Here is a 22,933-nt window from a genome sequence, read left to right on the forward strand (position 1 = left end):
CTGACGCGGGATGCCGTAGCGCCGCTAATTTATTAATAAACAACATTTCCTTTTATATAGTCGCGCTTTTGAATTAATCTGGTTTTCCGATGAGTGACAGAGAATTCACTATAACCGCTAGTAATATTTCATTGACGATACGTGATTTTTCGTCAAGCCTATTAATTTTATTACTAAAATTAATGTAAGCGTTTTTACCCGTCTATACTCAACTTGCCATCATAAAGACTGGAGTGTCCCTAATGCAAAAAAGTGTCCCCTTTAGAAGGACCGTGATTGCCAGCATGCTGACGTTAGCGGCTGGCGTGGTTTCCACTGTCCATGCAGCACCCGCAACGACCGCCGCAGAGAATGCCCCGAAACAAGATCCCGCTAAACCAAATATTGTGGTAATTTTTGGCGATGATATCGGCTACTGGAACCTGAGTACCTACAACCAGGGCATGATGGGATATAAAACCCCAAATATCGACAGTATTGCTGCCGAAGGCGCCAAGTTCACCTCTTATTACGCTGAGCAAAGCTCTACCGCAGGACGCTCATCGTTTATTACCGGCCAGATGCCTTTCCGCACCGGGATGAGTAAAGTCGGAATGCCGGGCGCACCTCAGGGTCTGCAAAAAGAAGATCCAACCATTGCGAACATCCTTAAGCAGCTGGGCTACGCTACCGGTCAGTTTGGTAAAAACCACCTGGGCGATCGCGATGAATTCCTGCCGACCGCTCACGGCTTTGATGAATTCCTGGGTAACCTTTACCACCTGAATGCCGAAGAAGAGCCAGAAAACTCAGACTATCCGAAAGATCCTGCCTTCCGTAAGGAATTTGGTCCGCGCGGCGTAATTAAGAGTACCGCAGACGGCAAAATTGAAGATACGGGTCCATTAACGGTGAAGCGTATGGGCACCGTGGATGAAGAGACCCTGGCTGCGAATAATGACTTCATGGAGCGCCAGGTTAAGGCCAACAAACCGTTCTTTACCTGGTTCAATACCACCAGGATGCACAATAAAACCCACCTGAAAGATGCCAGCATTGGTGCAACGGGCCTTGGGACCTATGCCGATGGCATGGTTGAACACGATAAAATGATTGGCGAAGTGCTGAAGAAAATTAAAGATCTCGGCATTGAAGACAATACGATCGTCATTTATACCACTGACAACGGCCCCATGACCGCGACCTGGCCAGATGCCGGTATCACACCGTTCCGTGGCGAGAAGAATACGGGCTGGGAAGGCGGTTTCCGCGTCCCTGCGATGATCAAATGGCCAGGTCATATTAAACCAGGCACGCTAATTAATGATATTTTTGCCAGCTACGACTGGTTCCCTACCCTTATTGCCGCAGCGGGTAACCCTAATATCAAACAAGAGCTTTTAAAAGGTTATAAAACGCCATCTATTACTTATAAAGTTCATCTCGACGGCTATAACCAGCTCGACTTCCTGCAGGGCAAAGGCGAGGATCAGCGTAAAGAATTCTTCTACTGGAGCGATGACGGCGATCTGCTGGCTATGCGCTATGGACGCTGGAAAGCGCATTTCATGATTCAGGAGCATACCGGTCTTGATTTGTGGCGTTATCCGTTCACCAAACTGCGTGCGCCAATGATCTTTGATCTCGAAGTTGACCCGCTGGAGAAAGGCAGCGACGGTATGGGATACAACTCCTGGTTCTACGATCGTATGTTCCTGATGGGCGGCGCGCAGAAGTACGCCAAAGAAATGTTGGCCACCTTTAAGGAGTTCCCACCACGTCAGAAGCCAGGTTCATTCACGATCTCTGATGCTTCGGCAATGCTGGAACAAGGCTCAAATATCAATAAATGATGAAAGCCTGCGGACAGGCTGCCCCGGCAGTCTGTTCGTGCTTTGAAGAGCAGTCAATCTGCGCTTTGTTTGTTTTTCTGTTCAGGGGTCTGCTATATGAAGTACAGCACCACACTACCCGTTAAGGCGCTTCCGTCGGCGGAAAAATATGACGGCAAAGGGCCAGAATACAAGCGCCGCTTTCATGTCATGGCTAAACCAACCGGCTCAACCTGCAACCTCGATTGTTCCTACTGTTTTTACCTGCACAAAGAAGAGCTTCTGCATCAGGACAGACATACCGGAATGAGTGACGAGGTGCTGGAGAATTTCATTCGCCAGTATATTGACGGTCAGGACGGTGACCAGGTGGTATTTTCCTGGCAAGGCGGCGAACCCACGCTGATGGGGTTAGCGTTTTTCCAGAAGGTTGTGAAATTTCAGAAGCAGTACCAGAAGCCCGGACAGCGTGTCGAGAATGATTTACAAACCAATGGCGTGTTGTTAAACGATAAATGGGCTGAATTTCTAAAAGAACATCAATTTCTGGTGGGACTCTCGATTGATGGCCCACGAGAACTGCATGACCGCTATCGCGTGACCCGTAGCGGCAAACCGACATTTGACAAAGTGATGGCGGGCGTTGAGGCCCTGAAGCGTCACGGCGTCCCATTTAACGCGCTGGTAACGGTAAACCGGACCAACGCCCGCTTTCCGCTGGAAGTGTACCGCTTCGTCACCCGCGAACTGGGTGCGACCTATGTACAGTTTAATCCCTGCGTCGAACCTGTTGATTTCAAACAAACCGCGCCGCAATTCTGGCAGGATGACGCCATCCCGCTCACCGGTAGCCGCCGCGCGCGTCCCGGCGACCTCGACTCCATTGTTACCGACTGGTCGGTTGACCCGGAAGACTGGGGCACGTTTCTGATTGCCGTTTTTGAAGAGTGGGTGAATAACGACCTGGGCCGCGTGCAGGTCAATCTGTTTGAAACGGCGGTCGCCCAGACAATGGGAATGCCGGCGCAAATTTGCACCCACTCAGAATTCTGCGGAAAAGGGCTGGCGATTGAGAAAAACGGCGATATTTATTCCTGTGATCACTATGTCTACCCGGAATATCAGATCGGCAACATTGAGCATGCTCAGCTTTCGCATCTGGCTTTCTCCGAACGGCAGAAAGCGTTTGGTATGGGCAAGCGCGACACGCTGCCCAACTACTGTAAAGCCTGCCCTTATCTGAAGCTGTGCTGGGGCGAATGCCCGAAAAACCGCCTGGTGCGCGCACCGGACGGCGAGTTGGGACTGAATTATCTTTGCCCGGGCATTAAGGCCTTTTTCAACTATGCCGAGCCGATCCTGGTGGGCATCGCCACTTTAATTAAACGTGATTTTGCAGGGCTACGCCGATGATAAATCGAGAGAAGTTATTGCAGCTTGAGCAACGCATGAACGAACAGGTTCTCGGTCAGGAAGAACTGGTGCGCATGTTGATAGTCGCCCTGTTGTGCGACGGACACGTGTTGCTTGAAGGATTACCGGGCCTGGCGAAAACGCGCGCGGTACGCGAACTTGCCCGCCACGTTGAGGGGGATTACCGTCGTATTCAGTTCACGCCTGATCTTCTGCCCTCAGATATCACCGGCAGCGAAATTTATCAGCAAAACGCCATCCGTGAAGAGGATCAGTTCCGCTTCCGTCCCGGCCCGGTGTTCGGCAATATCATCCTCGCCGATGAAATCAACCGCGCCTCGGCCCGCGTGCAGTCCGCGCTGCTCGAAGCTATGGAAGAACGTCACGTCACCGTGGCGGGCAAAAGCTGGCCTTTACCCGGTGTTTTTATGGTTCTGGCCACGCAAAACCCAGTGGATCAGGAAGGTACCTGGCCTCTGCCGGAAGCCCAGCTGGACCGTTTTTTGATGAAGGTACTGGTGCACTATCCGTCAAAAGACAATGAACAGAAAGTGATGCAACTGGTGCGCGCCGAGCAGCAGAAAAAGTATCAACAACTGACGAGTACCGCATCAGCACAGCCAGAACAGACCGATACGCTCATGCTGAGTCAGCAGGAAATCGCTGAATGCTGGCAGGCTATTTCCGCTATTCACGTCTCCCCGACCGTCGAAAATTATATCGTCAACCTGGTAGACTTAAGTCGTCATCCACAGTCGGTGAGCGATACGCTGGCCGGTTATCTGACGTTTGGCATCAGTCCTCGCGGCACGCTGGCCCTGGAGCGCTGCGGGCGAGCGCAGGCCTGGCTGGAAGGCCGGGACGCGGTGCTGCCCGAAGACATTAAAAAGATCGCCCCAGCGGTATTACGTCATCGTCTGATGCTCAGCTACCAGGCCAGCGCGGATAACTGCACGCCGGACGATGCCGTGCGGATGCTGCTTGATGCCGTGGTGGCATAATGAGTAGCGCCGTTCGCATTGACCGGGAAACGCTGCTGAAGCTCGCCGCAGAGGCGCGAGCCATCGCCAATCCGCCAGGGCAGATCCCGCCTGGCGCGCTTGGGGGTGAACGTACATCACGCCAGCAGGGCCGCGGGCTGAACTTTGACAGCCTGCGTCGTTATCAGCCCGGCGACGACGTCCGGCTGATTGACTGGCAGGCTACTGCCCGCATGCGTACGCCGTGGATCCGACTTTATAACGAAGAAAAAGAGCGCCCCGTCTTTCTGCTGGTTGATCAACGACGGGATATGTTTTTTTCCACGCGCGTTCAGACAAAATCCGTCGCGGCAGCGAAAACTGCCGGATTGCTGGCGTGGCGCAGCTGGCACGACGGCGATCGTTTAGGCGGCATTGTCTTTGGCGATCGGGACTTTTCTCTGCGTAAATGCCGCGCGCCAAACGGTACGCTTCCCGCATTTCTCGACGATATTGTGCAGTACAACCACGCCGTGGCGGATAATTATCCGCGGGAAACGCCTGACCCACTTTCGCTGGCCACCATTCTGCGCCACTCTCTGCCGTTAATTCCAACCGGCTGCTGGGTCGCGTTAATCAGCGACTTTCACGATCTGGATAACGAGTGCGATGCGCTGCTGGCAGCCCTGCGCCGTCGAGGGGAAGTGACTGCATTCGTGATCCTCGACGATCTGCATTTGCGCCTGCCTGCACACGGGCGGCTGGCCGCCCGGTATGAAGGGCAAGAGGCGGCCTTTTCGCTCTCGCCTGCGCTACAGGACGGCATCAAACAAAGCATCACGGCGCGACTCTCAGCCCAGGCGTCTCGTCTCACGCGACTTGGCGTGCAGGTGAAGCAGATTGTCGTCGCCGGGGATCTAGTCAGACAGCTTCAAAAAGAGGTATAGATGCTGGAGAAAGGATTTACGGTACCCGAACTGGCGGAACCGGTTCTTCCCGATTCACCGTCATGGTTTCCCCTACCGCCGGGATGGTTTGTACTGGGCGGTATCCTGCTCGCCCTGTTGCTCATTTATCTCATCATCCGCATCGCCAGATGGCGGCGAAACCTGTGGCGTCGCCAGGCGCTGTCGGCTCTCGCTCAACCGCAAACGGTAGACAGCTGGCTGCTGCTGATGAAACGTATTTTGCTGGTGCATCAGCCGCGGGAGCAAGTGAGCGGCGCGCTGGATCCTGCCCAATGGTTGCAAAACGTCCCGCTGGATGACGCGTTACGCCAGCAGCTGTGCGAACGCTACTGTCAGCCAGAGAACCAGCTCAGTGATGGCGATACCGAACGGCTGCGTATGCAGCTTCGCTCCTGGCTTGAAGGATTACCCCATGTCTGACTTCTTCTCACGTCTGGCGTTCGCCTGGCCGTGGGCCTGGATGCTGCTGATCCTGCCGCTGGCAAGTCGCTTTGTGATGGCCAAAGAGCGCTCGTTGAAAGAGTATGTCCGGGTTCCTTTTTTGCCTGGGCTGATTAATGAACTCCAGCTTAACAACCAACCTGCACATGGCGGGAAGCTATCCACTTGGCTGTTCTGGCTGGTATGGTCGCTGTTGGTCTGCGCCCTCGCCCGCCCGGAATTGCTTGCCCCGCCGCAGCATACTGAAAAACCGATGCGCGATATTATGCTGATTCTTGATGTTTCCGGCTCTATGGAGAAGAACGACGTCACGGGCGGTATCACCCGTCTGCAGGCGGTACAAAGCTCCGTTAAAAAATTCGTAGCGGCTCGTAAATCCGATCGTATCGGGCTGGTGATTTTTGCCAACAGCGCCTGGCCCTTCGCGCCCGTCAGTGAGGATAAACAGGCGCTGGAAACCCGTATCAATCAGCTTGCGCCTGGCATGGCGGGACAACAGACGGCGATAGGCGACGCGCTGGGCGTCACGGTGAAACTGCTGGATTCCAGCGGCGATACTGACGCCAGTAAATTAGCCATCCTGTTGACCGATGGTAACGACACCGCGTCACAACTGACCCCTCGCCTCGCCGCTCAGCTGGCGGCCCGTCATCACGTACAGGTTCACACCATCGCCTTTGGCGACGTGAACAGCGACGGCGATGACAAAGTGGATGCCGCTCTTTTACAGGATATAGCTCGCACCACCGGTGGGCGCGCCTGGACGGCAGAGAATAGCGGGGCTTCGCTGGATGCGGTCTGGCAAGAAATTGACGCGATTACGCCAGTGCAGGTAAAAAGCATCGGCTGGTCGTGGCGTATACCGCTTTTTGCCTGGCCGCTTGCCGCCGCACTGCTTCTGTTGCTGACCTGTAATCTGTATCGCGCGTTCAGGGAGAGAGCGGCATGAGTGATTTTCACTTTTTATACCCCTGGCGTTTGCTGCTGCTGATCCCGGCCATCGCGCTGTGGTGGTTACCCTCCGCCGGGCATAGCGCCTGGTCGCGCATCATGGACAAGCCGCTGGCGAAGGCGCTGATCGTCGGGCGGCAGCGCAAGCTCACCCGCGTACTGCCATGGCTGGCGATGCTTGGCCTCATCGCGCTGGCTGGCCCAAGCTGGCAGCGTCAGCTTCCCGCCGCGCTGACGACGGAAAGTAACGTGATGGTGATTTTGCAACAGGATACCGCCATGTTTGCCAGCGATCTGCCTCCCAGCCGCCATCAGAGGATGCAGACCAAAATCCTGTCCCTCATGGAGCGCATGCCGGGTACCCGATTTGGCCTGGTGGTGTATAACTCCGGTGCCTGGCTAACCACCCCGCTCACTGTCGATACGGCGTTTTATTCGCTATTCCTGCATGCGCAAACCCCCGCGTTATTACCGTCTGGCGAGGGTTCCGGACTTCAGCATGCCATCTCACTGGCCATGCGTAATATGCCCACCGCCCCGCGCAGCATTATTCTGGTGGCGGATACCCTTAGTGCGGATGACGCCAGATGGCTAGGCACACAAAAGACACCGCTGCAGATCTGGGTGCCGGGAACCGCTCAGGGGGGCGCGCTGCCTGAAAAATATGCCGCCAGTGAAACCGATACGCGACTGAATGTTAAACGCTTTGAGCAGGTGCGAGACGAGGGGATCCCCGTCACGCTGGTGACCACCGATGATGACGATCTGCCCGTGATACAGAGCCATATTCAACAAAGTGTCACCGCGCAGAACAATGCCCGGAGTGATTTACACTGGCGTAACGATGGCTGGATGCTGGCGATACCTATGCTCGTCATGCTGTTTATCTGGCGACGCCAGCTCTTTTGCTGGATTTTAATCGCGCCGCTGCTGCTCTGGCAGCCATCCGGCCATGCCGCCTGGCTGGATGCCTGGATAAGCCCCGATGTGCAGGGTCAGCGTGCCTTTGCCGAGGGGGATTATGCCCGCGCGGCCCAGCATTATAGCGACCCGCTCCGGCAAGGTATTGCATGGTATCGGGCGGGCAATTACCCCGCCGCTACCGCCGCGTTCCGCCAGGCGCAACAAACCCCGGAAACCCTGCTCTGGACAGGCAATAGTTATGCCCAGCAAAAACAGTGGCAGCAGGCGCTAAACAGCTATGACCGGGCGTTAAGTCTGCGCCCGGACTGGAAGCTGGCCCAGGGGAACCGCGCCAAAATCGCCGCGATCATCATGCAACTGCGGCAAAAAGAACGCGAGAAAAAGTCGGCGCAAGGTGAAGAAGCCGATTACAAACCTGATGAAATTAAGCATGATTTGAAACCCGACGATGGCGTTGAACAAAAGGACATTCAGCCCATTGCTGGAGGGAATCCGCAGGTGAATCAGTGGTACGAAAATCTGACCGTTTCGCCTTCGGGGCTGCTGGAAAGTCTCTACCGGACTCAGTCAGGAGAAGGCCAATGAAACTTATCTGGTTAATTCTGGTAGCGGCGCTTCCCTGTCAGGCAGCCATGACGGTCACGCGCGAGCTGGTCGCTCCCGAACACGTTGTCCCAGGCCAACCGGTGCGCGTGGCGGTGACGTTCTGGACGGATTCATGGTTTAATCCGCCGCCGCAGTGGCCCGGTTTCCCGGTCGAAAATGGCGATATCTTGAGCAAAGCCGAACCCAATCAGCTTCTGACCCGTCACGCCGAGGGAACCAGCTGGAGCGGCGTGCGCATGGAACGCCAGCTCACTGCCTGGGATGCAGGTAAGCTGCGTTTACCGGCTTTTGAAATGACGTTAACCGCCTCCGGACAGGCGCCCGTGACGGTCAAACTACCGGCGCTGGAAACGCAGGTTAACTGGCCGCAAGGAATTGAACAGCCAGACCGTTTCCTGCCCGCTTCAGGTCTCTCGCTCAGCCAGAAGGTCAATATTTACCGTAGTGGTAAAGATAAAACGCTGCGTGCCGGCGACGTTATTGAACGCGTCGTCACCGTCCGAGCCACGGAGGTGATGCCCGCCCAAATCCCACCGCTGCTCTATGCCATCAGCGGCACCCATACCCAGCGTCTGCCGCCTGAAAATCGTCTGCTGACTTCGGGTCGGGGGGATCTTGAAGGCGCGGAACGCGTGGAAACGCTCCGCTATTTGCCTGTTGTTGCGGGGGAAGTCACGCTGCCGCCGATCAAATTGCGGTGGTGGGATACAACCCATCAGCAGTGGCAAACCGCTGAACTCCCCGGCAGCACCTACCGAATTGCCGCTTCGCGCTCGGCCGGTGCGGAATCCTCGTTAAAGGGCGATCGTGGCACGTTGACTCGGCAGAATGCGTTAATGCTCGCAGGCGGCCTCGCGTTACTCATGCTGATGTTTATTTTCCGCCGCACTTTGCTGCGTAGCGCGCGTTACTTATCTCACCGTTGGCGCCGATTCTGGCAGCCACTTTCGCTACCGGGACAGACCCCGGATAACAGGAGTTCACGATGAAGCGTACGTTAATCGCTCTGACTTTATTCGCCCTCTGCGGCAACGCAGTGGCAGATCCACTCTCAGCATGGAACGATACGGCAGCCAAGCGCGCCATTGAAGAATGGGTGCAAGGTGCCACCAACCCAGACCGCTCAACGTTTATTCCGGCCGAAAAACGCTACGTCGTATTTGATAATGATGGCACCCTCTGGCCAGAAGCGCCGCTGACGTTTCAGATCCGGTTCGTGCTGGATGAGATCAAACGTCTGGCCCCGCAACACCAGGAGTGGTCTAGCGACGCGTTGGTGCAGGCCGTGTTGAAAGACGATATCAAAACTGTCGCCGCTTCCGGCGAAAAAGGGCTTATTCATCTTTTATCGCTGACGCACAGCGGCATGACGACAGATGACTTTAATCAGCGCGTTGCTAACTGGGTTTCATCGCATAAGGACCCGCGTTTTGGCTGCCAGTACGATCGGATGGGATATCAGCCGATGCGTCAGCTACTGGAATATCTGCGGGCCAACGGTTTCAAAACCTGGATTGTCTCCGGCGGCGGTATCGATTTTATGCGCGTACTGTCGCAAAAGATGTACGGTATTCCACCTGAACAAGTGATCGGGTCGTTTTCGCTTGGCGAATTCGCGTTATCTGATGAAGGGACAAAAATTACCAAGACAATGTCGGGGGCCTTCAATGACGATGCAGCCAATAAACCCGTGGCGATCCACCTTTTCATGGGCCAGCGCCCTGTCGCGGCATTTGGCAATAGCGATGGCGATCTCGCCATGCTGCAATACACCGCCGCCAATCCTGACGTCAAACCCTTTGGCCTTCTGGTGCATCATACGGATCCCGTGCGTGAATATGCCTATGATAGTCATCCTCCAGCCAGCGGAAAGCTGGTTGATGGATTAACGCAGGCAAAAGCGCATGGCTGGACCGTCGTTGATATGAAGCAAGACTGGAAAACGGTGTTTGATCCGGCACAGTGTGTGACCCAGCCGGGATCGTAGAGCCTGTATTTCAAGATAGCTGAGCAAAGCGCAAAAACAGGGGCAAAGGCCCCTGTTTTATTACCGGCGGCTCATCGCCAGCTTCGCCGCAAAAAGCAGAAACAGGCAGCCGGTCGTTCGATCCATCCATTTCACTACCGCCGTTTTTTTCAGGATACCCGCGGCATAGCGAGTGGCGGTAATCAGGGTTAACGACCACAGCGTACCAATCAATACATGGATAGTAACCAGGAGAAAGGTCCATGTGATGGGGGAATGCCCCGCCGGGATAAACTGAGGTAAAAACGAAACGTAGAAGACGCCCATTTTGGGATTAAGCACATTTCCCAGCATCCCACGCAGAAACCAGTTGCTCGTGGCGGTTGCCGATGCCGGATTGCTGTTAAATTTCTGGCGCGGACGCAGAAGCAGCTGGATGCCCAGCCAACAAAGGTAGCCCGCGCCGCACCATTTCAACAAGGTATAAGCCAGCTCAGAAACCGCCAGCAGCGCGCCCAAACCGAAGGCCACCAGCGCCCCCCAGATAAAGCACCCGAGATCGATACCTAACGCGGCATGCAAGGCTTTGCGCCCGCCTTCAGCGGTCGCCGTGCGCAGTATAAGCGCGGTATCCAGACCTGGCGTCAGGGTAAGCAGAGTGGCAGCGAGGGTGTAAGCCAGAAGTGAATCAGTGACGAGCATTTCCTGTCTCCGAAAGAGACAAGGCTACTGAAGTGTTCACATTTTTGCAACAAGAATGATGAGCCATTCAAGGTGAATGGCGTTCCGCCTGGATAACGGGAAGTACCCCACATGAAGCTCTCTATCTAACGCATACAACAACCGGACCTGTTGCAACGAACGGAGCCGGTTTAATACTGTCAGAGCGGAGAAGGCAACTTAACTGATGCTTGCCCTTTTAGCATTTAAAATTCTGTTCGCGCCATCGACAAACCCTTCACCACCTGGAAATTGACTTATCCAGCGAGGCAATGATGGTATAACTTGCGCTATGTCATTGATCGTGTTCATTCCCAACGTTTTGCTGTAGTAACTGAACATAGGTGCATCATTGAGCGAATCACCACTGTAGAAAACCGATGCTTGTTCATCAGATTCTTCCAGTGCATAAAACTGCTTTAACACCTTTCTGCTCATGACGAGTTTGTCATATCCCCCTAACCACCCCAGTACCCATAAATTATTAATGGTATAGCTGCATTTATTTTCCACTAATTCGTCAATAAGTTGTTTGGTCTGCTCATGATTTTTGGGAAGTTTGAAAGCAATACTCGTCAGGCGAAAATCCTGATCGTCAGAAACCTCAACCCAGGGGTATTTCTGGCGAATCTTGAAAAGAATATGGCTGATGTTTTTTCGATTAAGAAGATAGTTGTCTTCATGCCAGAAATACCTGTTAATACCCTCACCGACGTTATTTCTGATAAGAAATAATCCTCCATTTTCAGCGATGACCCCATCAACAGGCCACATTCTCGCCATCTGATCGGCCCACCCGGCAGAGGCCGCCGTTACCGGAATAACCTTAATGCCCGCATGTTGTAGCATTTCCAGACTCTGATAGGTTCTGGCCTGCAGTCTGCCCTTATAGGTCAGCGTTTCATCCATATCAGTTAAAACAAAACGAATATTCCGTAGCTCTTCATTCTTAGCGCTATCAATTAAATTCATAATCCCTCCATACTGGTGATATTAATGGCTTTCTTGATAAACGTTAATATCAATTTGGCATTTGATATTCACTATTAATTCGAGTGATTAAACCTTCTCACTGCACGAAGAAAGTCCGCCAGGGCATTATCTGTCCGAGGATAAATTTATTGCTCCGTACATTCAGCAGGAACACTTCGAGGCCCTTCTCCATCAACGATCTGCGCAATCGGCCCCCCTGCTTATCGCTTCAATTCGTCCTGCCACAGCGGGGATGACGCCAGTTGATGGCATACCGTGTCGATAAATACCCGGGTCTTGGCGGGAACAAGCGTGCCGGGCGGCATCAGGGCATAAACGCTGACCTTCGCCGCGCTACGCCAGTCGGGCAGCAGTGCGATCCCGGTTGCCCGAATGACCGCCGTCAGCAGCGCTTCACTGATATTGGTGGTGAGGGGGCCGGCTGGCGTCACCTGGATATGCTCGCGACCATTTTCGAGGATCCAGTAGGGCCAGTCCGGATGGTGGGTAAAGCCGAGACACCGATGGGCTGCCAGTTGCTCAGGATGAGTCGGCTCACCGAAGCGTTGCAGATAGGCCGGCGAAGCAATCAGCTGACTTCTAAACGCCCCCAGCTCGCGCCCGGTTAAGGTACTGTCCCGCACGCTCCCCAGGCGAACCACCGCATCAAACCCCTCCGCGACAATATCGACCCGTCGATCGAGAAAATGGGCATCCAGGCGAATATCCGGATACGCCTGCAGGAAATCAGGAAACACCGGGGCAATCAGCTCCCGGCCAAAGGTCACCGGCAGCGAAACCCGCAACGTTCCCTGCGGGGTGGCAGCAAAGTCCCCCACCTCCCGGCTGGCGGCGCTGAGCTCATCCAGCGCCGCGCGGGCACGCTGCAAAAACCAGGTTCCGGCTTCGGTAAGCGTTACGCTACGGGTAGTGCGCACCAGCAACCGGACGCCCAGTTTTTTCTCGAGGTGGCTAACCCGGCGGGAAATGACCGACGCATCCCGAGCCAGCCTGCGGCTGGCCCCGATAAAACTCCCTGTCTCGGCCACACAGACAAACGCCATCAGCTCTTCAAAATCATCGAACATGATTCCTGCACCCAGCACATTAATCATTTGAAAATAAGGCTGATTATCAGCGATCTGCCAGGGTATTAACATAGCGGCTCTGCAAACTACAGTGAGAGAAGCACATGAAAACGTTTTTGAGTATCGGGTCCGGTCCTGGGATGGGAATGGCGACGGCCTCACGATTTGCTGGTGAGGGATTCCGGGTGGTGCTGTCCTCACGAAATAAAAACTATGTGGCGGCGCAGGCCGACCAACTGAGAGCGGCTGGATTAGCCGCGGAAGGCCGCGTGGCGGACGCCAGCGATATCACCACTATCGTGGAACTCATTCGCGAGGTAGAGGTGGAGACCGGCAGCGTGGATGTGCTGCACTTCAACGCCGCGGCCATGCATGACGGTAATCTGGAGACCCAGTCGGTGGCAGGCTTCATCCAGGATCTCACCACCAATATTGGCGCGGTATATGCCGCCATCAAAGCGGTCACTCCGCTGATGGCCGCGCGTGGAGAAGGCGCGATCCTGCTGACTGGCGGGATGTTTGCCACTCAGCCTCATCCGGAGTATCTGACGCTGAGCGTCGGCAAAGCCGGGCTGCTTAACCTGACGCATGGCCTTTTTCCGTTATTAAAAGCGCAGAATATTCATCTTTCCATCGTGACGGTGGGGGCGTACGTCACGCCGGGTTCCGCCGAAGCCCGGGAGATTGCCGAACTGTTCTGGCAGCAATACCGCCAGCCATCAGCGCAATGGACAGCGGAAGCGTTTTATCCCGCCCCACACCATCAGTAACCTTCCCCGGCCGTCGCTCGGCGTCCGGGAGGCATCGCCCGGACATGTGGAAAAGACATCATCCATCGCTTGCTTTCCCTGTCACCTCGGATCAGGATACGTCGATATTCATGGAGGCTATGTGATGAAATATTTTATCGGTATGGCGGTGACGTTATTGTTGAGCACGCCGGTGCTGGCGGCGGGCGAGCTTGAGATAAACCAGTCTCCTCTGACGCTGGTGCTGAGTGACCAGAATCAGGCACGGGTCTCTTCCTGTGCCGATTTCATTGCGCTGCGTAAAGCGGGAGAGACCGTCGATGCGCTGCCCGGACTTTCCGACCCGGATGGCCGTGCGGCGGAAGCGGCGTTATTCTCCTGCTGGCTACAGGCCTACACTATCGATCACACGTTATTCCCCTCTGCCGCGCCGAAACCGCCCCTGGCTGACGTGGTTCAGCACTTTCCTGCCAGCGCGGCGTTTATCGTCAGCGTTGACGAAAAGCAGGACGTCGCCAAAAACTTTGTGGGGAAAACCATCGCGGACTATACCCCGGACCTGAAAGCCAGGGACGATCGTCTGGAATCAGCGGCTAGCGCCAGCGGCTATGTGCTGGATGAATATTATGCGTTTACCGATAAGCAGGGGCATCAGCTCAACATTGTGGCTCTGGTGGGCTACGCCATCGGCGGTACGGCAAGCGTGAAAAGCTACTATCGCATTGATGACACGCACGCCCGCGTCTGGAGCGTCACCCGGCTCGATGAGAACAGCCCGCTATAAGCGAGGGTTCCCTCTGCGGCGCTACCGCAGAGGGTGTTCCGTTTACCTGGCCAGCCACTGACGCCAGCCGCCCCAGGCGGTGATCTCGGTGGCCGCGCCCAGCCCCCCGGCTTCGCAGATAAAGCCTGTCACCCAGCGGCCGTCCGCCAGCTCAATCTGTCCCAGCCCCAGCGGCGCGGGGATGGCGGCCAGCAGCGACCCCACCTCAGCGCTGGGGATCGCCCAGACTTCCACCGCTATCGCAGCCCCCTCTGGCTCGTCACGCACCATCGCCGGGCGCTTGCCATCCGGGAGGGCATACAACCGATAGCGCGGCGCGCTGTGGGTCGCCTGCAGCAGCCGGCCGCCCCGCGCCAGCAATTGACCGTTCAGCGGCTGGCCGGTCAGGTGGGCGCCGCATACCGCCAGGGCCATCCGATCATGGCCCGCGGGGCGCGCAGGCGGCGGGCTCTCCAGCCGCGCGCCGCCTGCCAGCGGCAGCCGCTCCGCGCGCTGGAAGGCGTCGGCCAGGCTCAGCAAATACTGATCGGTAAAGGCCCGGCCGAACAGCGTGACGCCGGAGGGCAGTCCGTCGGGCATAAACCCGCACGGCACGCTCACCGCCGCATAGTCCAGCAGGTTCATAAAATTGGTGTAGTAGCCCAGGTCGGCGTTGCGGGCGATGGGCTCCGCCGCCAGCTCGTCCAGCGTTACCGGCCGCGGAAAGGTTGGCGTGAGCACGCAGTCCAGCGTCCCGAGGATAGCATCGCACTGCGCTTTATACTCCTGCAGCTGATACATCGCCTTAAAGGTCGCCGTCGCGTCGATATCAGGCGCTTTCGCCAGCACGTCGCGAATGACCGGCAGCACGGCGTCCGGCTGCTGCTCAATCAACGGGCCAGCCACCGCATAGCGTTCAGCGACCCACGGCCCGTCATACAGCAGGCGGGCGGCGGCGAGAAAAGGCGCAAAATCGATTGCCACGGCTTCCCCACCGAGCGCCGTCAGCCGCTGCACGGCCTGGGCGAACAGCGCTTCGCTGGCGCGGCAGCCGAGGAAGTTAAGCTCCCGCGGGACGCCAAAGCGAAACCCGGCGGACGGCCTGCCGAAGGCCTGACGACTGTTCCACTGGGGATTGCGGCGGCTGTAGCTATCCTGCGGATCGGCCCGGGCAACCAGCGCCAGCAGCTGGCTGGCCTCGTCGGCGGTGGCGCTGAAAAAGGTCACGCAGTCCAGCGTGCGGCAGGCCGGTACCACCCCGGCGGTGGAGATCACCCCTTTCGTCGCTTTCAGGCCCACCAGGTTATTCAGCCCGGCCGGGACGCGACCGCTGCCGGCGGTGTCGGTCCCCAGCGCGAAGCTGGCGACGCCCAGGGCTACCGCCAGCGCCGAGCCGGCGCTGGAGCCGCCGGAGGGATAAGCGGGATGGTACGCGTTGCGGCAGCGACCATACGGCGAACGGGTCCCGTTCAGGCCGGTGGCAAACTGATCGAGATTGGTTTTGCCCACCGGCACCGCCCCCAGGGCAATCAGCTGTGCGACAATGGTCGCGCTTTGCGTCGGCCGGTAAGCAAACGCCGGACAGGCGGCAGTGGTGACGATCTCCGCAAGGTCAATATTATCTTTGATGGCGAACGGCACCCCGTACAGCGGGAGCGTGTCTGGCGAATGGCCTTCCAGCGCCGCCAGAAACGGCGCCTGCTCCGCTTCGCTCAGGAGATGGATAAACAGATTAAACTCGGGATCCAGCGCTTGCGCCCGCTGGCGGATCTCCGCCAGCAGCGCGCGCGGGGTGGTGTGGCCGTTACGATAGTTCGCCGCCAGAGTCGCCAGGCGTAAATCAAACGTCTGCTGCATCATGCCTTCTCCTCAATAATCACTGCCACCCGCTGCCCGGCACGCACCGCGCTGCCTGGCTGCACATTGACCTGCTGAACCCTGCCATCGCACGGCGCCAGCAGCGGGATCTCCATTTTCATCGACTCAAGCACCACCAGCACATCGCCGGCGCGTACCTGGCTGCCGGCCGCGGTCTGTACCTGCCACAGATTACCGGATACCGGGCTTTCCACCCCCAGCTCCCCCGGCTGCAGCGGCGCATCGCCCGCCTCTTCTGTCGCGCTCTCCTGACTGTCGAAATGGGCCTGGCCGCTGGCGATCCAGCGCTCGCGCTCGTCGTTAAACGCCCGCTGCTGATGGTCGCGAAATGCGCTAATGCTCTGCGCCTCGCGAGAGAGAAACTGCTGGTACTCCGCCAGCCGCAGCGTGCTGTGCTCGATGCGCAGCGGGTAGCGTCCGAGCGGGAAATCGCGGCGAATAGCCAGCAGTTCTTCCGCCGAGACCGGATAGAAACGCAGCTGGTCGAAAAAGCGCAGCAGCCAGGGCTTGCCGGCAAAATCGGCCACCTCGTGATAGCGATTCCACATCTGCAGGGTGCGGCCGACAAACTGATAGCCGCCCGGGCCTTCCATGCCGTAAACGCATAGATACGCTCCGCCGATGCCCACCGAGTTTTCCGCCGTCCAGGTTCGCGCCGGGTTGTATTTGGTGGTGACCAGCCGATGGCGCGGATCAAGGGGCGTGGCCACCGGCGCGCCGAGATAGACATCGCCGAGACCCATCACCAGATAGCTGGCGTCAAACACCGTTTGCCACACCGCCTGCTCATCCGGGAGATCGTTTATCCGGCGAATAAACTCGAGGTTGCTTGGGCACCAGGGGGCGTCCGGGCGGACGGTGGTCATATATTTGTCGATCGCCTTGCGGCAGGCCGGATCGTCCCAGGAGAGCGGGAGATGCACCACCCGTGTCGGAACCTGCAGATCGTCGCTCATGCAGACCGTGGCCCACTCCTCGCGGACCCACGCCAGCAGTGTCTCCAGCGCCAGCGTTTCCGGCTGGAAATGGAGCTGCAGAGAGCGGATCCCCGGCGTGATATCGATGATCCCGTCCCGGGATTGCCCCTCAAGGGCCTGCATCAGGGCATGGATGCGAAAGCGCAGCACCAGATCCAGCTCCGCCTCACCGGCCTCCAGCAGCAGATGGGTATCGCCGGAGAGGCGCGCCACCAGGCGTTTGTCAGCGTCGCCGCAGGTCATCACCACCGGCGAGGTGAGCGGCACAGGCTGCCAGGCAACGTCCTGCGCCTGCAGGGTCGCCAGCTCTGCGCGACGGCCTGCCGCCAGCCGCCGGGCGGTGGGGACGTCAACCGCCACAAAGCGCACCTTATCCCCCGCCTTAAGCTGGCCCAGCTGCCAGAGATCGGCTTCGATCACCGTGACCGGGCAGACAAAGCCCCCGAGGCTTGGGCCGTCCGGCCCGAGGATCACCGGCATATCGCCGGTAAAATCCACCGCCCCCACCGCGTAGGGGTTGTCGTGAATATTCGACGGATGGAGCCCGGCTTCGCCGCCGCTGTCGCGGGCCCAGACCGGCTTGGGCCCGATCAGGCGCACGCCGGTGCGGCTGGAGTTAAAATGCACTTCCCAGTCGGTGGCAAAAAAGGTCGCCATATACGCCGGGGCAAAGAACTCCGGCGCGCCGTGGGGGCCATAAATCACCCGCAGCGCTCGCACTTCCGCAAGTTCAGGGCGCAACCCTGCGGGAAGCGCCGCGCCTTCTATGGTCTCAGCCGGAGGCGCAAGATGCAGCACGTCGCCGGCGCGCAGCGCCCGTCCGCCGTGGCCGCCAAACTGACCGAGGGTAAAGGTGCTTTTACTACCCAGGTAGTCCGGCACTTGAATGCCGCCGCGCAGGCAGAGATAGCTTCTGACGCCTGGCCCGCTTATCGCCCCCAGCCTGAGGGTCGCCCCCGCCGGAACAGAGAAGACGCCGTCCATCTCCTGGTCGATGCCGTCGAGCGTTACGGGCAGCGGCGCGCCGCAGACTACCGCCTGCACCGCGGTATTAAATTTCAGCGTGGGTCCGCTAAGGGTGATCTCCAGCGCGGCGTCGCCCTCGGCATTGCCCAGCAGACGATTGCCCAGGCGCAGCGCCCTGTCATCCATCGGGCCTGAGGGCGGTACGCCCACCGCCCAGAACCCCAGACGTCCCGGGTAGTCCTGGACGCTGGTCTGGGTGCCGGCGCTGAGTACCTCCACGGTATCGGCCCGGTAGCGCAGTTGCTCCAGACAGCGGGTCCAGGGTTCCCCGGCGGTGAACGGCGCAAAGCCAAGGATCTGCTGCAGGTACTGGCGGTTGGTTTCGACGCCGTACAGGCGGGTCTCCGCCAGGGCCTGCGCCAGGCCGTTGATCGCCTCATCGCGGCTGGGGCGCCAGACGATAGCTTTCGCCAGCAGCGGGTCAAAAAACGGCGGCACTTCACAGCCGGCCTCGACCCAGCGGTCGATGCGCAGGGTAGCGCCGTCCGCCGGCGGAAACCAGACGTCGGTTAACAGTCCGGGCGAAGGCTGAAACTGACGGCCAGGATCTTCGGCGTAAATTCGCGCCTGAATGGCATGCCCCCGGGGCTGTAGCCCGGCGGAGAGCTCACTCAGCGGCGGTAAATCCCCTGCCGCCAGGGCGATCATCCAGCGCACCAGGTCCACGCCCCACACCTGCTCCGTGACGCCGTGCTCCACCTGCAGCCGGGTATTGACCTCGAGGAAATAAAAGCGCTGCGCCGCGCTGTCGTAGACAAACTCCACCGTCCCGGCGCTGCGGTAGTTCACCGCTTTCCCGAGGGCAATGGCCGCGCTACACAGCGCCTGCGCCATCCCGTCCGGCAGATTTGGCGCCGGCGTCTCTTCAATCACTTTCTGGTTACGCCGCTGCAGCGAGCAGTCGCGCACGCCGAGGGCGATAACCGCCCCCTTCCCGTCGCCGAAGATCTGCACCTCGAGATGGCGGGCGCGTTCGATATATTTTTCGAGAAACACCCCGGCGTCGCTGAAGTTGTTTTGCCCCAGCCGCTGCACCGTGGCAAACGCCTCGCTCAGTTCGCGGGCGTCGCGGCAGACGCGCATGCCAATCCCCCCGCCGCCCGCCGTGCTCTTGAGCATCACCGGGTAGCCCACCGCCTCTGCCGACCGGCAGGCTTCTTCGCTGTCGGCCAGCAGGTCGCTGCCTTCCAGCAGCGGAACGCCCTCCGCTTTGGCCAGCGCGCGGGCGGTATGCTTCAGGCCGAAGGTTCGCAGCTGTTGCGGGGTCGGGCCAACAAACGCCAGTCCCGCCGCCTCACAGGCCTCGGCGAAGGCGGCGTTTTCCGACAGAAAGCCGTAGCCGGGGTGGATGGCGCGGGCGCCGCTCTGCCGCGCGGCGGCAATGATCTTCTCTACGACTAAATAGGTTTGCGCTGCCGGCCCCTCGCCAAGGCTCAGCGCCTCATCCGCTTCGCGGACGTGCAGACTGCTCAGGTCGGCTTCGGCGTAAACGGCGACGCCCTTCACCTGCATGGCGCGCAGGGTGCGCAGAATGCGGCAGGCAATCGCCCCGCGGTTGGCAATCAGTAAGGTATCAAACATAAGCGGAACTCACAGCGAAGCGGGTCGTCCCGCAACAATTCGTCTTCCCCTGAGGTCGTCCCCGGGAGAACCGGCGCTTAAAGGTGGCGCGTCGGCGTGTGGTTCAGGCGGTCGGCGCGAACGGCGAACAGCCGAAAGGCCAGCAAACGCCAGCGCTGCCAGCGGGTCAGTTCCATACCAGCACCTCGGCGGGGGTCGGGTTCCAGCCATTGCAGGGATTGTTGAGCTGCGGGCAGTTGGAGATCAACACCATGGCGTTACACTCCGCGCGCAGTTCCACGTATTTTCCCGCCGCCGAGATGCCATCCGCGAAGGTCAGACCGCCCTCCGGCGTCACCGGCACGTTCATAAAGAAGTTAATGTTGGCGCCGATATCGCGCTTATGCAGACGGCCATCATGCAGACAGGCGCAGAGGAAATTATCCCGGCAGCTGTGCATGTAGCGCTTGTCGAGGGCGTAGCGGACGGTGTTGCTCTCCTGGGCGCAGGCGCCGCCGAGGGTATCGTGCCGCCCGCAGGTATCGGCCACGATGGTCATCAGCGGACGGCCAAGGTTGGAATAGAGCACGCTGCCGGCGGTGAGGTAGGCGTTACCCTGGCGGCGCAGCGTGCGCTGCGCATCGTAGCGCTCGCGCGGGTTGTCGGCGTTGTAAAACAGGGTATCAATCGCCTGGTTGCCTTCGAGATCGAGCAGACGCAGGGTTTGCCCTTGTTTAACCTCGAACAGCCACGGCTCCCCGGCGGGGATCACATGGCGATAGACGGCCTCTTCCGGACGTCGGTGACTGGTGATAAGGGTCATAAACGCCTCCTTACAGGGCAAAAAGTTGGGTATTGCGGAACGCGCGCAGGTTCTCATCGCGGGTCAGGAGCGCCTGAGTGGCCGCGTCTTCATCGTCGGCCTGATACCAGCTCAGCTGTACCGGACGGGGGGCATACTCTGTGGCCGGATCCTGAGGATGCGGTAGCGCGGTGAGGACCAGCAGGACGTCCATCGGGGCATACAGTTCCACATAGTCCCCGGCGCGGCTGTTGCCGGAGACAAAGTGAAAGCGCCCCTCGTCATCGACGGTCACTTTGCTGAAGAAGTTGACCACCATCAGCAGATCTTCCAGACCGAGATCCCATTTCCCCATCTCCACCAGCAGGTTATCGACGCCGTTGCGGTAAAAGCCATTGCGTAATTCCTGGTAGCGTCCGGCGCCATATTTGTCGTGCGTCTCCCCGGCGTTGAGGACCCCGCCGAACGGATCGTGCCAGCCGCAGCTGTCGGCGACGATCCCGGCCAGCACCCGGCCCATATCGGAGTAGAAACAGTGCCCGGCGGTCAGGCGCGCGGTATGCTGTCCTTTGAGGGTATCCGGCAGGTTGAGCCGCTCACTTTTCTCATGGGGATTGAGCATCATCATGCTGACGTTTGCCCCGCCGTCGAGATCGGTCAGGCGCAGGATCTGCCCTTTGCGCAAAATCAGCGAGGTGTGCGCCCCGCCGGGAAGCCGCTCTTCGCGCAGGCTGGGGGTGGAGTGAAACAGTTCAGTCATCAATTTATCTCCTTAATGCGTAAACGTTGGTGTCGCTACCGGCGGCCAGTTGCGCCATCCGCGCTTCATTGAGCGGGATGTCGTAGGTAATACGCGCTCCCCAGGCGTTGGGCGCCTGCGGGTCGATGCGCACTTTGTCGAACACCAGCAGCCTCGTGCCCAGGTTGAAGCCTTCGGCCAGGTCGTGGGTGACCATAAACACCGTCATGCGCGTTTCGCTCCACAGCTGGAGCAGCAGCGCATGCATATCCTTGCGAATGCCGGGATCCAGCGCGCCGAAGGGCTCGTCCAGCAGCAGCACCCGCGGCTGCATCACGAACGCCTGGGCAATGGCCAGCCGCTGCTGCATCCCGCCCGAGAGCTGCGCCGGGTATTTATCCAGGGCGTGTCCCAGGCCCACTTTCTCCAGCATTCGCTGGGCCTGTTGCCGGGCCTCGCGCTTTCTGCCGCCAAACAGGCGCCCCAGCAGCGGGGACGCCGGCAGCTCCAGGCCGATGGCGACGTTATCCAGCACGTTGAGATGCGGAAACACCGAATAGCGCTGGAAAACCACGCCGCGACTGCGGTCCGGCTCCGCCGCCAGCGGCTGGCCGTCGAGCAGGATGGCGCCGCGGGTCGGTTGCTCCTGACCGAGCAGCAGACGCAGAAAGGTCGATTTACCGCAGCCGGACGCGCCGACCATTGAGCAAAACTCGCCCTCTTTCACCTGCAGATTAATGCGCTCCAGCACCACGTGGTCGCCGTACTCCTGCCAGATGTTTTTGATGTCGATAAAACTCATCCCCGGCCTCCTTCCGCCCACGGGAAACAGGCTTTGTGCAGCTGACGCAGCGCCAGATCCATCAGCCATGCCAGCAGCGTGATCCAGATGACATACGGAATAATCACGTCCATCGCCATATAGCGCCGCACCAGGAAGATGCGATACCCCAGCCCGGCGGTGGCGGAGATGGCCTCGGCGGAGATCAGGAACAGCCATGCCGAGCCCAGCAGCAGGCGCAGAGAAGCGATCAGCCGCGACAGCAGCTGAGGAAGCACCACCCGCAGCACCACCGTCCAGCTATTAGCCCCCAGGGTCTGCGCCTTTATAAACAGCTCCGCCGGGATCTCCCGCGCCCGCTGCTCCAGGTCGCGCGCCAGCATCGGCGTAATGCCGATGACGATCAGCATCACTTTCGACAGCTCATCCAGGCCAAAGACGATAAACAGCACTGGCAGGATTGCCAGCGGCGGGATCATTGACACCACCGTCATCAGCGGCGACAGCGCCGCGCGGTACATCGGGAAGACGCCGGCGGCGATACCGATGCCGAGGCCGATCAGCGACGAGACGGCCAGGCCCGTCAGCAGACGGCTCAGGCTGATCAGCGTGTCGGCCCACAGCAGATACTCGCCGCTGCGTTTGTCCGGGGTGAACGCCATCCGGTCAATGGCCGCCGCCATCTGCGACAGGCCTGGCAGCAACTTGTCCTGCGGATTGGCTTCCAGCCGCACCGCCGATCCCATAAACCAGGCGGCGATCAGCAGCACAAACGGCAGCAGCATCAGCGTCAGGCGCATCCCCTTTTGGGGATATCGGTTAATGTGGCGCATGGCGTG

Annotated in this window: 20 protein-coding genes; 11 read left to right on the top strand and 9 right to left on the bottom strand. The window is 58.8% G+C overall.

Annotated elements, in window-relative coordinates; all coding sequences use genetic code 11:
• The first annotated feature begins 242 nt into the window (after positions 1–242).
• The 9 genes from ABLV04_RS20360 (at position 243) to ABLV04_RS20400 (ending at position 10,060) form a co-directional block, all read left to right on the top strand.
• Positions 243–1,832 carry an arylsulfatase gene (locus tag ABLV04_RS20360; RefSeq protein ID WP_049014088.1) on the top strand — a complete coding sequence of 530 codons (1,590 nt, stop codon included), beginning with the start codon at positions 243–245 and terminating at the stop codon, positions 1,830–1,832.
• Positions 1,833–1,928: 96 nt separating this feature from the next.
• On the top strand, positions 1,929–3,224 hold the full coding sequence (locus tag ABLV04_RS20365) for an anaerobic sulfatase maturase (RefSeq protein WP_032452881.1): 1,296 nt from the start codon (positions 1,929–1,931) through the stop codon (positions 3,222–3,224).
• On the top strand, positions 3,221–4,225 hold the full coding sequence (locus ABLV04_RS20370) for a MoxR family ATPase (RefSeq protein ID WP_348816130.1): 1,005 nt from the start codon (positions 3,221–3,223) through the stop codon (positions 4,223–4,225). Before ABLV04_RS20365 ends, ABLV04_RS20370 begins: the two co-directional genes overlap by 4 nt.
• Positions 4,225–5,130 (top strand): DUF58 domain-containing protein, encoded by a 906-nt coding sequence (locus tag ABLV04_RS20375; protein WP_165458201.1) that lies wholly within the window; start codon positions 4,225–4,227, stop codon positions 5,128–5,130. The genes ABLV04_RS20370 and ABLV04_RS20375 overlap by 1 nt, the downstream gene beginning before the upstream one ends.
• Entirely contained in the window at positions 5,131–5,571 is a 441-nt protein-coding gene (locus tag ABLV04_RS20380) for a DUF4381 domain-containing protein (protein WP_180263413.1), read from the top strand.
• Positions 5,564–6,541: a VWA domain-containing protein gene (locus ABLV04_RS20385; RefSeq protein WP_180265927.1), complete on the top strand. Its 978-nt coding sequence runs from the start codon at positions 5,564–5,566 to the stop codon at positions 6,539–6,541. The genes ABLV04_RS20380 and ABLV04_RS20385 overlap by 8 nt, the downstream gene beginning before the upstream one ends.
• On the top strand, positions 6,538–8,052 hold the full coding sequence (locus ABLV04_RS20390; protein WP_147733452.1) for a tetratricopeptide repeat protein: 1,515 nt from the start codon (positions 6,538–6,540) through the stop codon (positions 8,050–8,052). The genes ABLV04_RS20385 and ABLV04_RS20390 overlap by 4 nt, the downstream gene beginning before the upstream one ends.
• Positions 8,049–9,062, top strand: coding sequence for a BatD family protein (locus ABLV04_RS20395; RefSeq protein WP_085551847.1), 1,014 nt, complete (start codon positions 8,049–8,051; stop codon positions 9,060–9,062). The genes ABLV04_RS20390 and ABLV04_RS20395 overlap by 4 nt, the downstream gene beginning before the upstream one ends.
• Positions 9,059–10,060, top strand: a complete 1,002-nt coding sequence (locus ABLV04_RS20400; protein ID WP_023289725.1) for an HAD family hydrolase — start codon at positions 9,059–9,061, stop codon at positions 10,058–10,060. Before ABLV04_RS20395 ends, ABLV04_RS20400 begins: the two co-directional genes overlap by 4 nt.
• A gap of 60 nt (positions 10,061–10,120) precedes the next feature.
• Here ABLV04_RS20400 and ABLV04_RS20405 read toward each other — a convergent pair whose 3' ends face one another.
• From ABLV04_RS20405 to ABLV04_RS20415, 3 genes are all read right to left on the bottom strand, one after another.
• Positions 10,121–10,741: a LysE family translocator gene (locus tag ABLV04_RS20405; protein WP_105490613.1), complete on the bottom strand. Its 621-nt coding sequence runs from the start codon at positions 10,739–10,741 to the stop codon at positions 10,121–10,123.
• A 198-nt stretch (positions 10,742–10,939) separates the two neighbouring features.
• Positions 10,940–11,731 (bottom strand): HAD-IIB family hydrolase, encoded by a 792-nt coding sequence (locus ABLV04_RS20410; RefSeq protein ID WP_085551845.1) that lies wholly within the window; start codon positions 11,729–11,731, stop codon positions 10,940–10,942.
• Between the two features lie 221 nt (positions 11,732–11,952).
• Entirely contained in the window at positions 11,953–12,819 is an 867-nt protein-coding gene (locus ABLV04_RS20415) for a LysR family transcriptional regulator (protein ID WP_180265926.1), read from the bottom strand.
• A gap of 104 nt (positions 12,820–12,923) precedes the next feature.
• Here ABLV04_RS20415 and ABLV04_RS20420 point away from each other — a divergent pair, with 104 nt between their 5' ends.
• A complete protein-coding gene (locus ABLV04_RS20420; protein ID WP_180265925.1) occupies positions 12,924–13,589 on the top strand; it encodes an SDR family oxidoreductase in 666 nt (221 codons plus the stop codon).
• 124 nt (positions 13,590–13,713) lie between these two features.
• Positions 13,714–14,352, top strand: a complete 639-nt coding sequence (locus tag ABLV04_RS20425) for a hypothetical protein (protein WP_110237706.1) — start codon at positions 13,714–13,716, stop codon at positions 14,350–14,352.
• 42 nt (positions 14,353–14,394) lie between these two features.
• Here the strand turns inward: ABLV04_RS20425 and atzF are convergent, their stop codons facing one another.
• From atzF to ABLV04_RS20455, 6 genes are all read right to left on the bottom strand, one after another.
• A complete protein-coding gene (gene atzF, locus ABLV04_RS20430) occupies positions 14,395–16,191 on the bottom strand; it encodes an allophanate hydrolase (RefSeq protein WP_101995706.1) in 1,797 nt (598 codons plus the stop codon).
• Positions 16,188–19,793 (bottom strand): urea carboxylase, encoded by a 3,606-nt coding sequence (uca, locus tag ABLV04_RS20435; protein ID WP_180265924.1) that lies wholly within the window; start codon positions 19,791–19,793, stop codon positions 16,188–16,190. The genes atzF and uca overlap by 4 nt, the downstream gene beginning before the upstream one ends.
• Positions 19,794–19,959: 166 nt before the next feature.
• Positions 19,960–20,595, bottom strand: coding sequence for an urea amidolyase associated protein UAAP2 (locus ABLV04_RS20440; protein ID WP_023289733.1), 636 nt, complete (start codon positions 20,593–20,595; stop codon positions 19,960–19,962).
• A 10-nt stretch (positions 20,596–20,605) separates the two neighbouring features.
• On the bottom strand, positions 20,606–21,334 hold the full coding sequence (locus ABLV04_RS20445) for an urea amidolyase associated protein UAAP1 (RefSeq protein WP_032454968.1): 729 nt from the start codon (positions 21,332–21,334) through the stop codon (positions 20,606–20,608).
• 4 nt (positions 21,335–21,338) lie between these two features.
• Entirely contained in the window at positions 21,339–22,115 is a 777-nt protein-coding gene (locus ABLV04_RS20450; protein ID WP_044523302.1) for an ABC transporter ATP-binding protein, read from the bottom strand.
• Entirely contained in the window at positions 22,112–22,927 is an 816-nt protein-coding gene (locus tag ABLV04_RS20455; protein WP_023289736.1) for an ABC transporter permease, read from the bottom strand. Before ABLV04_RS20455 ends, ABLV04_RS20450 begins: the two co-directional genes overlap by 4 nt.
• Positions 22,928–22,933: the final 6 nt, after the last annotated feature.

The organism is Klebsiella sp. JN_Kp127 (genome assembly GCF_040062505.1).
Lineage (GTDB): Bacteria > Pseudomonadota > Gammaproteobacteria > Enterobacterales > Enterobacteriaceae > Klebsiella > Klebsiella quasipneumoniae.

What these genes read in the sequence shown, in the direction of transcription:
- ABLV04_RS20360 (WP_049014088.1), top strand. Translation starts at nt 243, where the DNA reads ATGCAAAAAAGTGTCCCCTTTAGAAGGACCGTGATTGCCAGCATGCTG.
- ABLV04_RS20365 (WP_032452881.1), top strand. Translation starts at nt 1,929, where the DNA reads ATGAAGTACAGCACCACACTACCCGTTAAGGCGCTTCCGTCGGCGGAA.
- ABLV04_RS20370 (WP_348816130.1), top strand. Translation starts at nt 3,221, where the DNA reads ATGATAAATCGAGAGAAGTTATTGCAGCTTGAGCAACGCATGAACGAA.
- ABLV04_RS20375 (WP_165458201.1), top strand. Translation starts at nt 4,225, where the DNA reads ATGAGTAGCGCCGTTCGCATTGACCGGGAAACGCTGCTGAAGCTCGCC.
- ABLV04_RS20380 (WP_180263413.1), top strand. Translation starts at nt 5,131, where the DNA reads ATGCTGGAGAAAGGATTTACGGTACCCGAACTGGCGGAACCGGTTCTT.
- ABLV04_RS20385 (WP_180265927.1), top strand. Translation starts at nt 5,564, where the DNA reads ATGTCTGACTTCTTCTCACGTCTGGCGTTCGCCTGGCCGTGGGCCTGG.
- ABLV04_RS20390 (WP_147733452.1), top strand. Translation starts at nt 6,538, where the DNA reads ATGAGTGATTTTCACTTTTTATACCCCTGGCGTTTGCTGCTGCTGATC.
- ABLV04_RS20395 (WP_085551847.1), top strand. Translation starts at nt 8,049, where the DNA reads ATGAAACTTATCTGGTTAATTCTGGTAGCGGCGCTTCCCTGTCAGGCA.
- ABLV04_RS20400 (WP_023289725.1), top strand. Translation starts at nt 9,059, where the DNA reads ATGAAGCGTACGTTAATCGCTCTGACTTTATTCGCCCTCTGCGGCAAC.
- ABLV04_RS20405 (WP_105490613.1), bottom strand. Translation starts at nt 10,741, where the DNA reads ATGCTCGTCACTGATTCACTTCTGGCTTACACCCTCGCTGCCACTCTG.
- ABLV04_RS20410 (WP_085551845.1), bottom strand. Translation starts at nt 11,731, where the DNA reads ATGAATTTAATTGATAGCGCTAAGAATGAAGAGCTACGGAATATTCGT.
- ABLV04_RS20415 (WP_180265926.1), bottom strand. Translation starts at nt 12,819, where the DNA reads ATGTTCGATGATTTTGAAGAGCTGATGGCGTTTGTCTGTGTGGCCGAG.
- ABLV04_RS20420 (WP_180265925.1), top strand. Translation starts at nt 12,924, where the DNA reads ATGAAAACGTTTTTGAGTATCGGGTCCGGTCCTGGGATGGGAATGGCG.
- ABLV04_RS20425 (WP_110237706.1), top strand. Translation starts at nt 13,714, where the DNA reads ATGAAATATTTTATCGGTATGGCGGTGACGTTATTGTTGAGCACGCCG.
- atzF (WP_101995706.1), bottom strand. Translation starts at nt 16,191, where the DNA reads ATGATGCAGCAGACGTTTGATTTACGCCTGGCGACTCTGGCGGCGAAC.
- uca (WP_180265924.1), bottom strand. Translation starts at nt 19,793, where the DNA reads ATGTTTGATACCTTACTGATTGCCAACCGCGGGGCGATTGCCTGCCGC.
- ABLV04_RS20440 (WP_023289733.1), bottom strand. Translation starts at nt 20,595, where the DNA reads ATGACCCTTATCACCAGTCACCGACGTCCGGAAGAGGCCGTCTATCGC.
- ABLV04_RS20445 (WP_032454968.1), bottom strand. Translation starts at nt 21,334, where the DNA reads ATGACTGAACTGTTTCACTCCACCCCCAGCCTGCGCGAAGAGCGGCTT.
- ABLV04_RS20450 (WP_044523302.1), bottom strand. Translation starts at nt 22,115, where the DNA reads ATGAGTTTTATCGACATCAAAAACATCTGGCAGGAGTACGGCGACCAC.
- ABLV04_RS20455 (WP_023289736.1), bottom strand. Translation starts at nt 22,927, where the DNA reads ATGCGCCACATTAACCGATATCCCCAAAAGGGGATGCGCCTGACGCTG.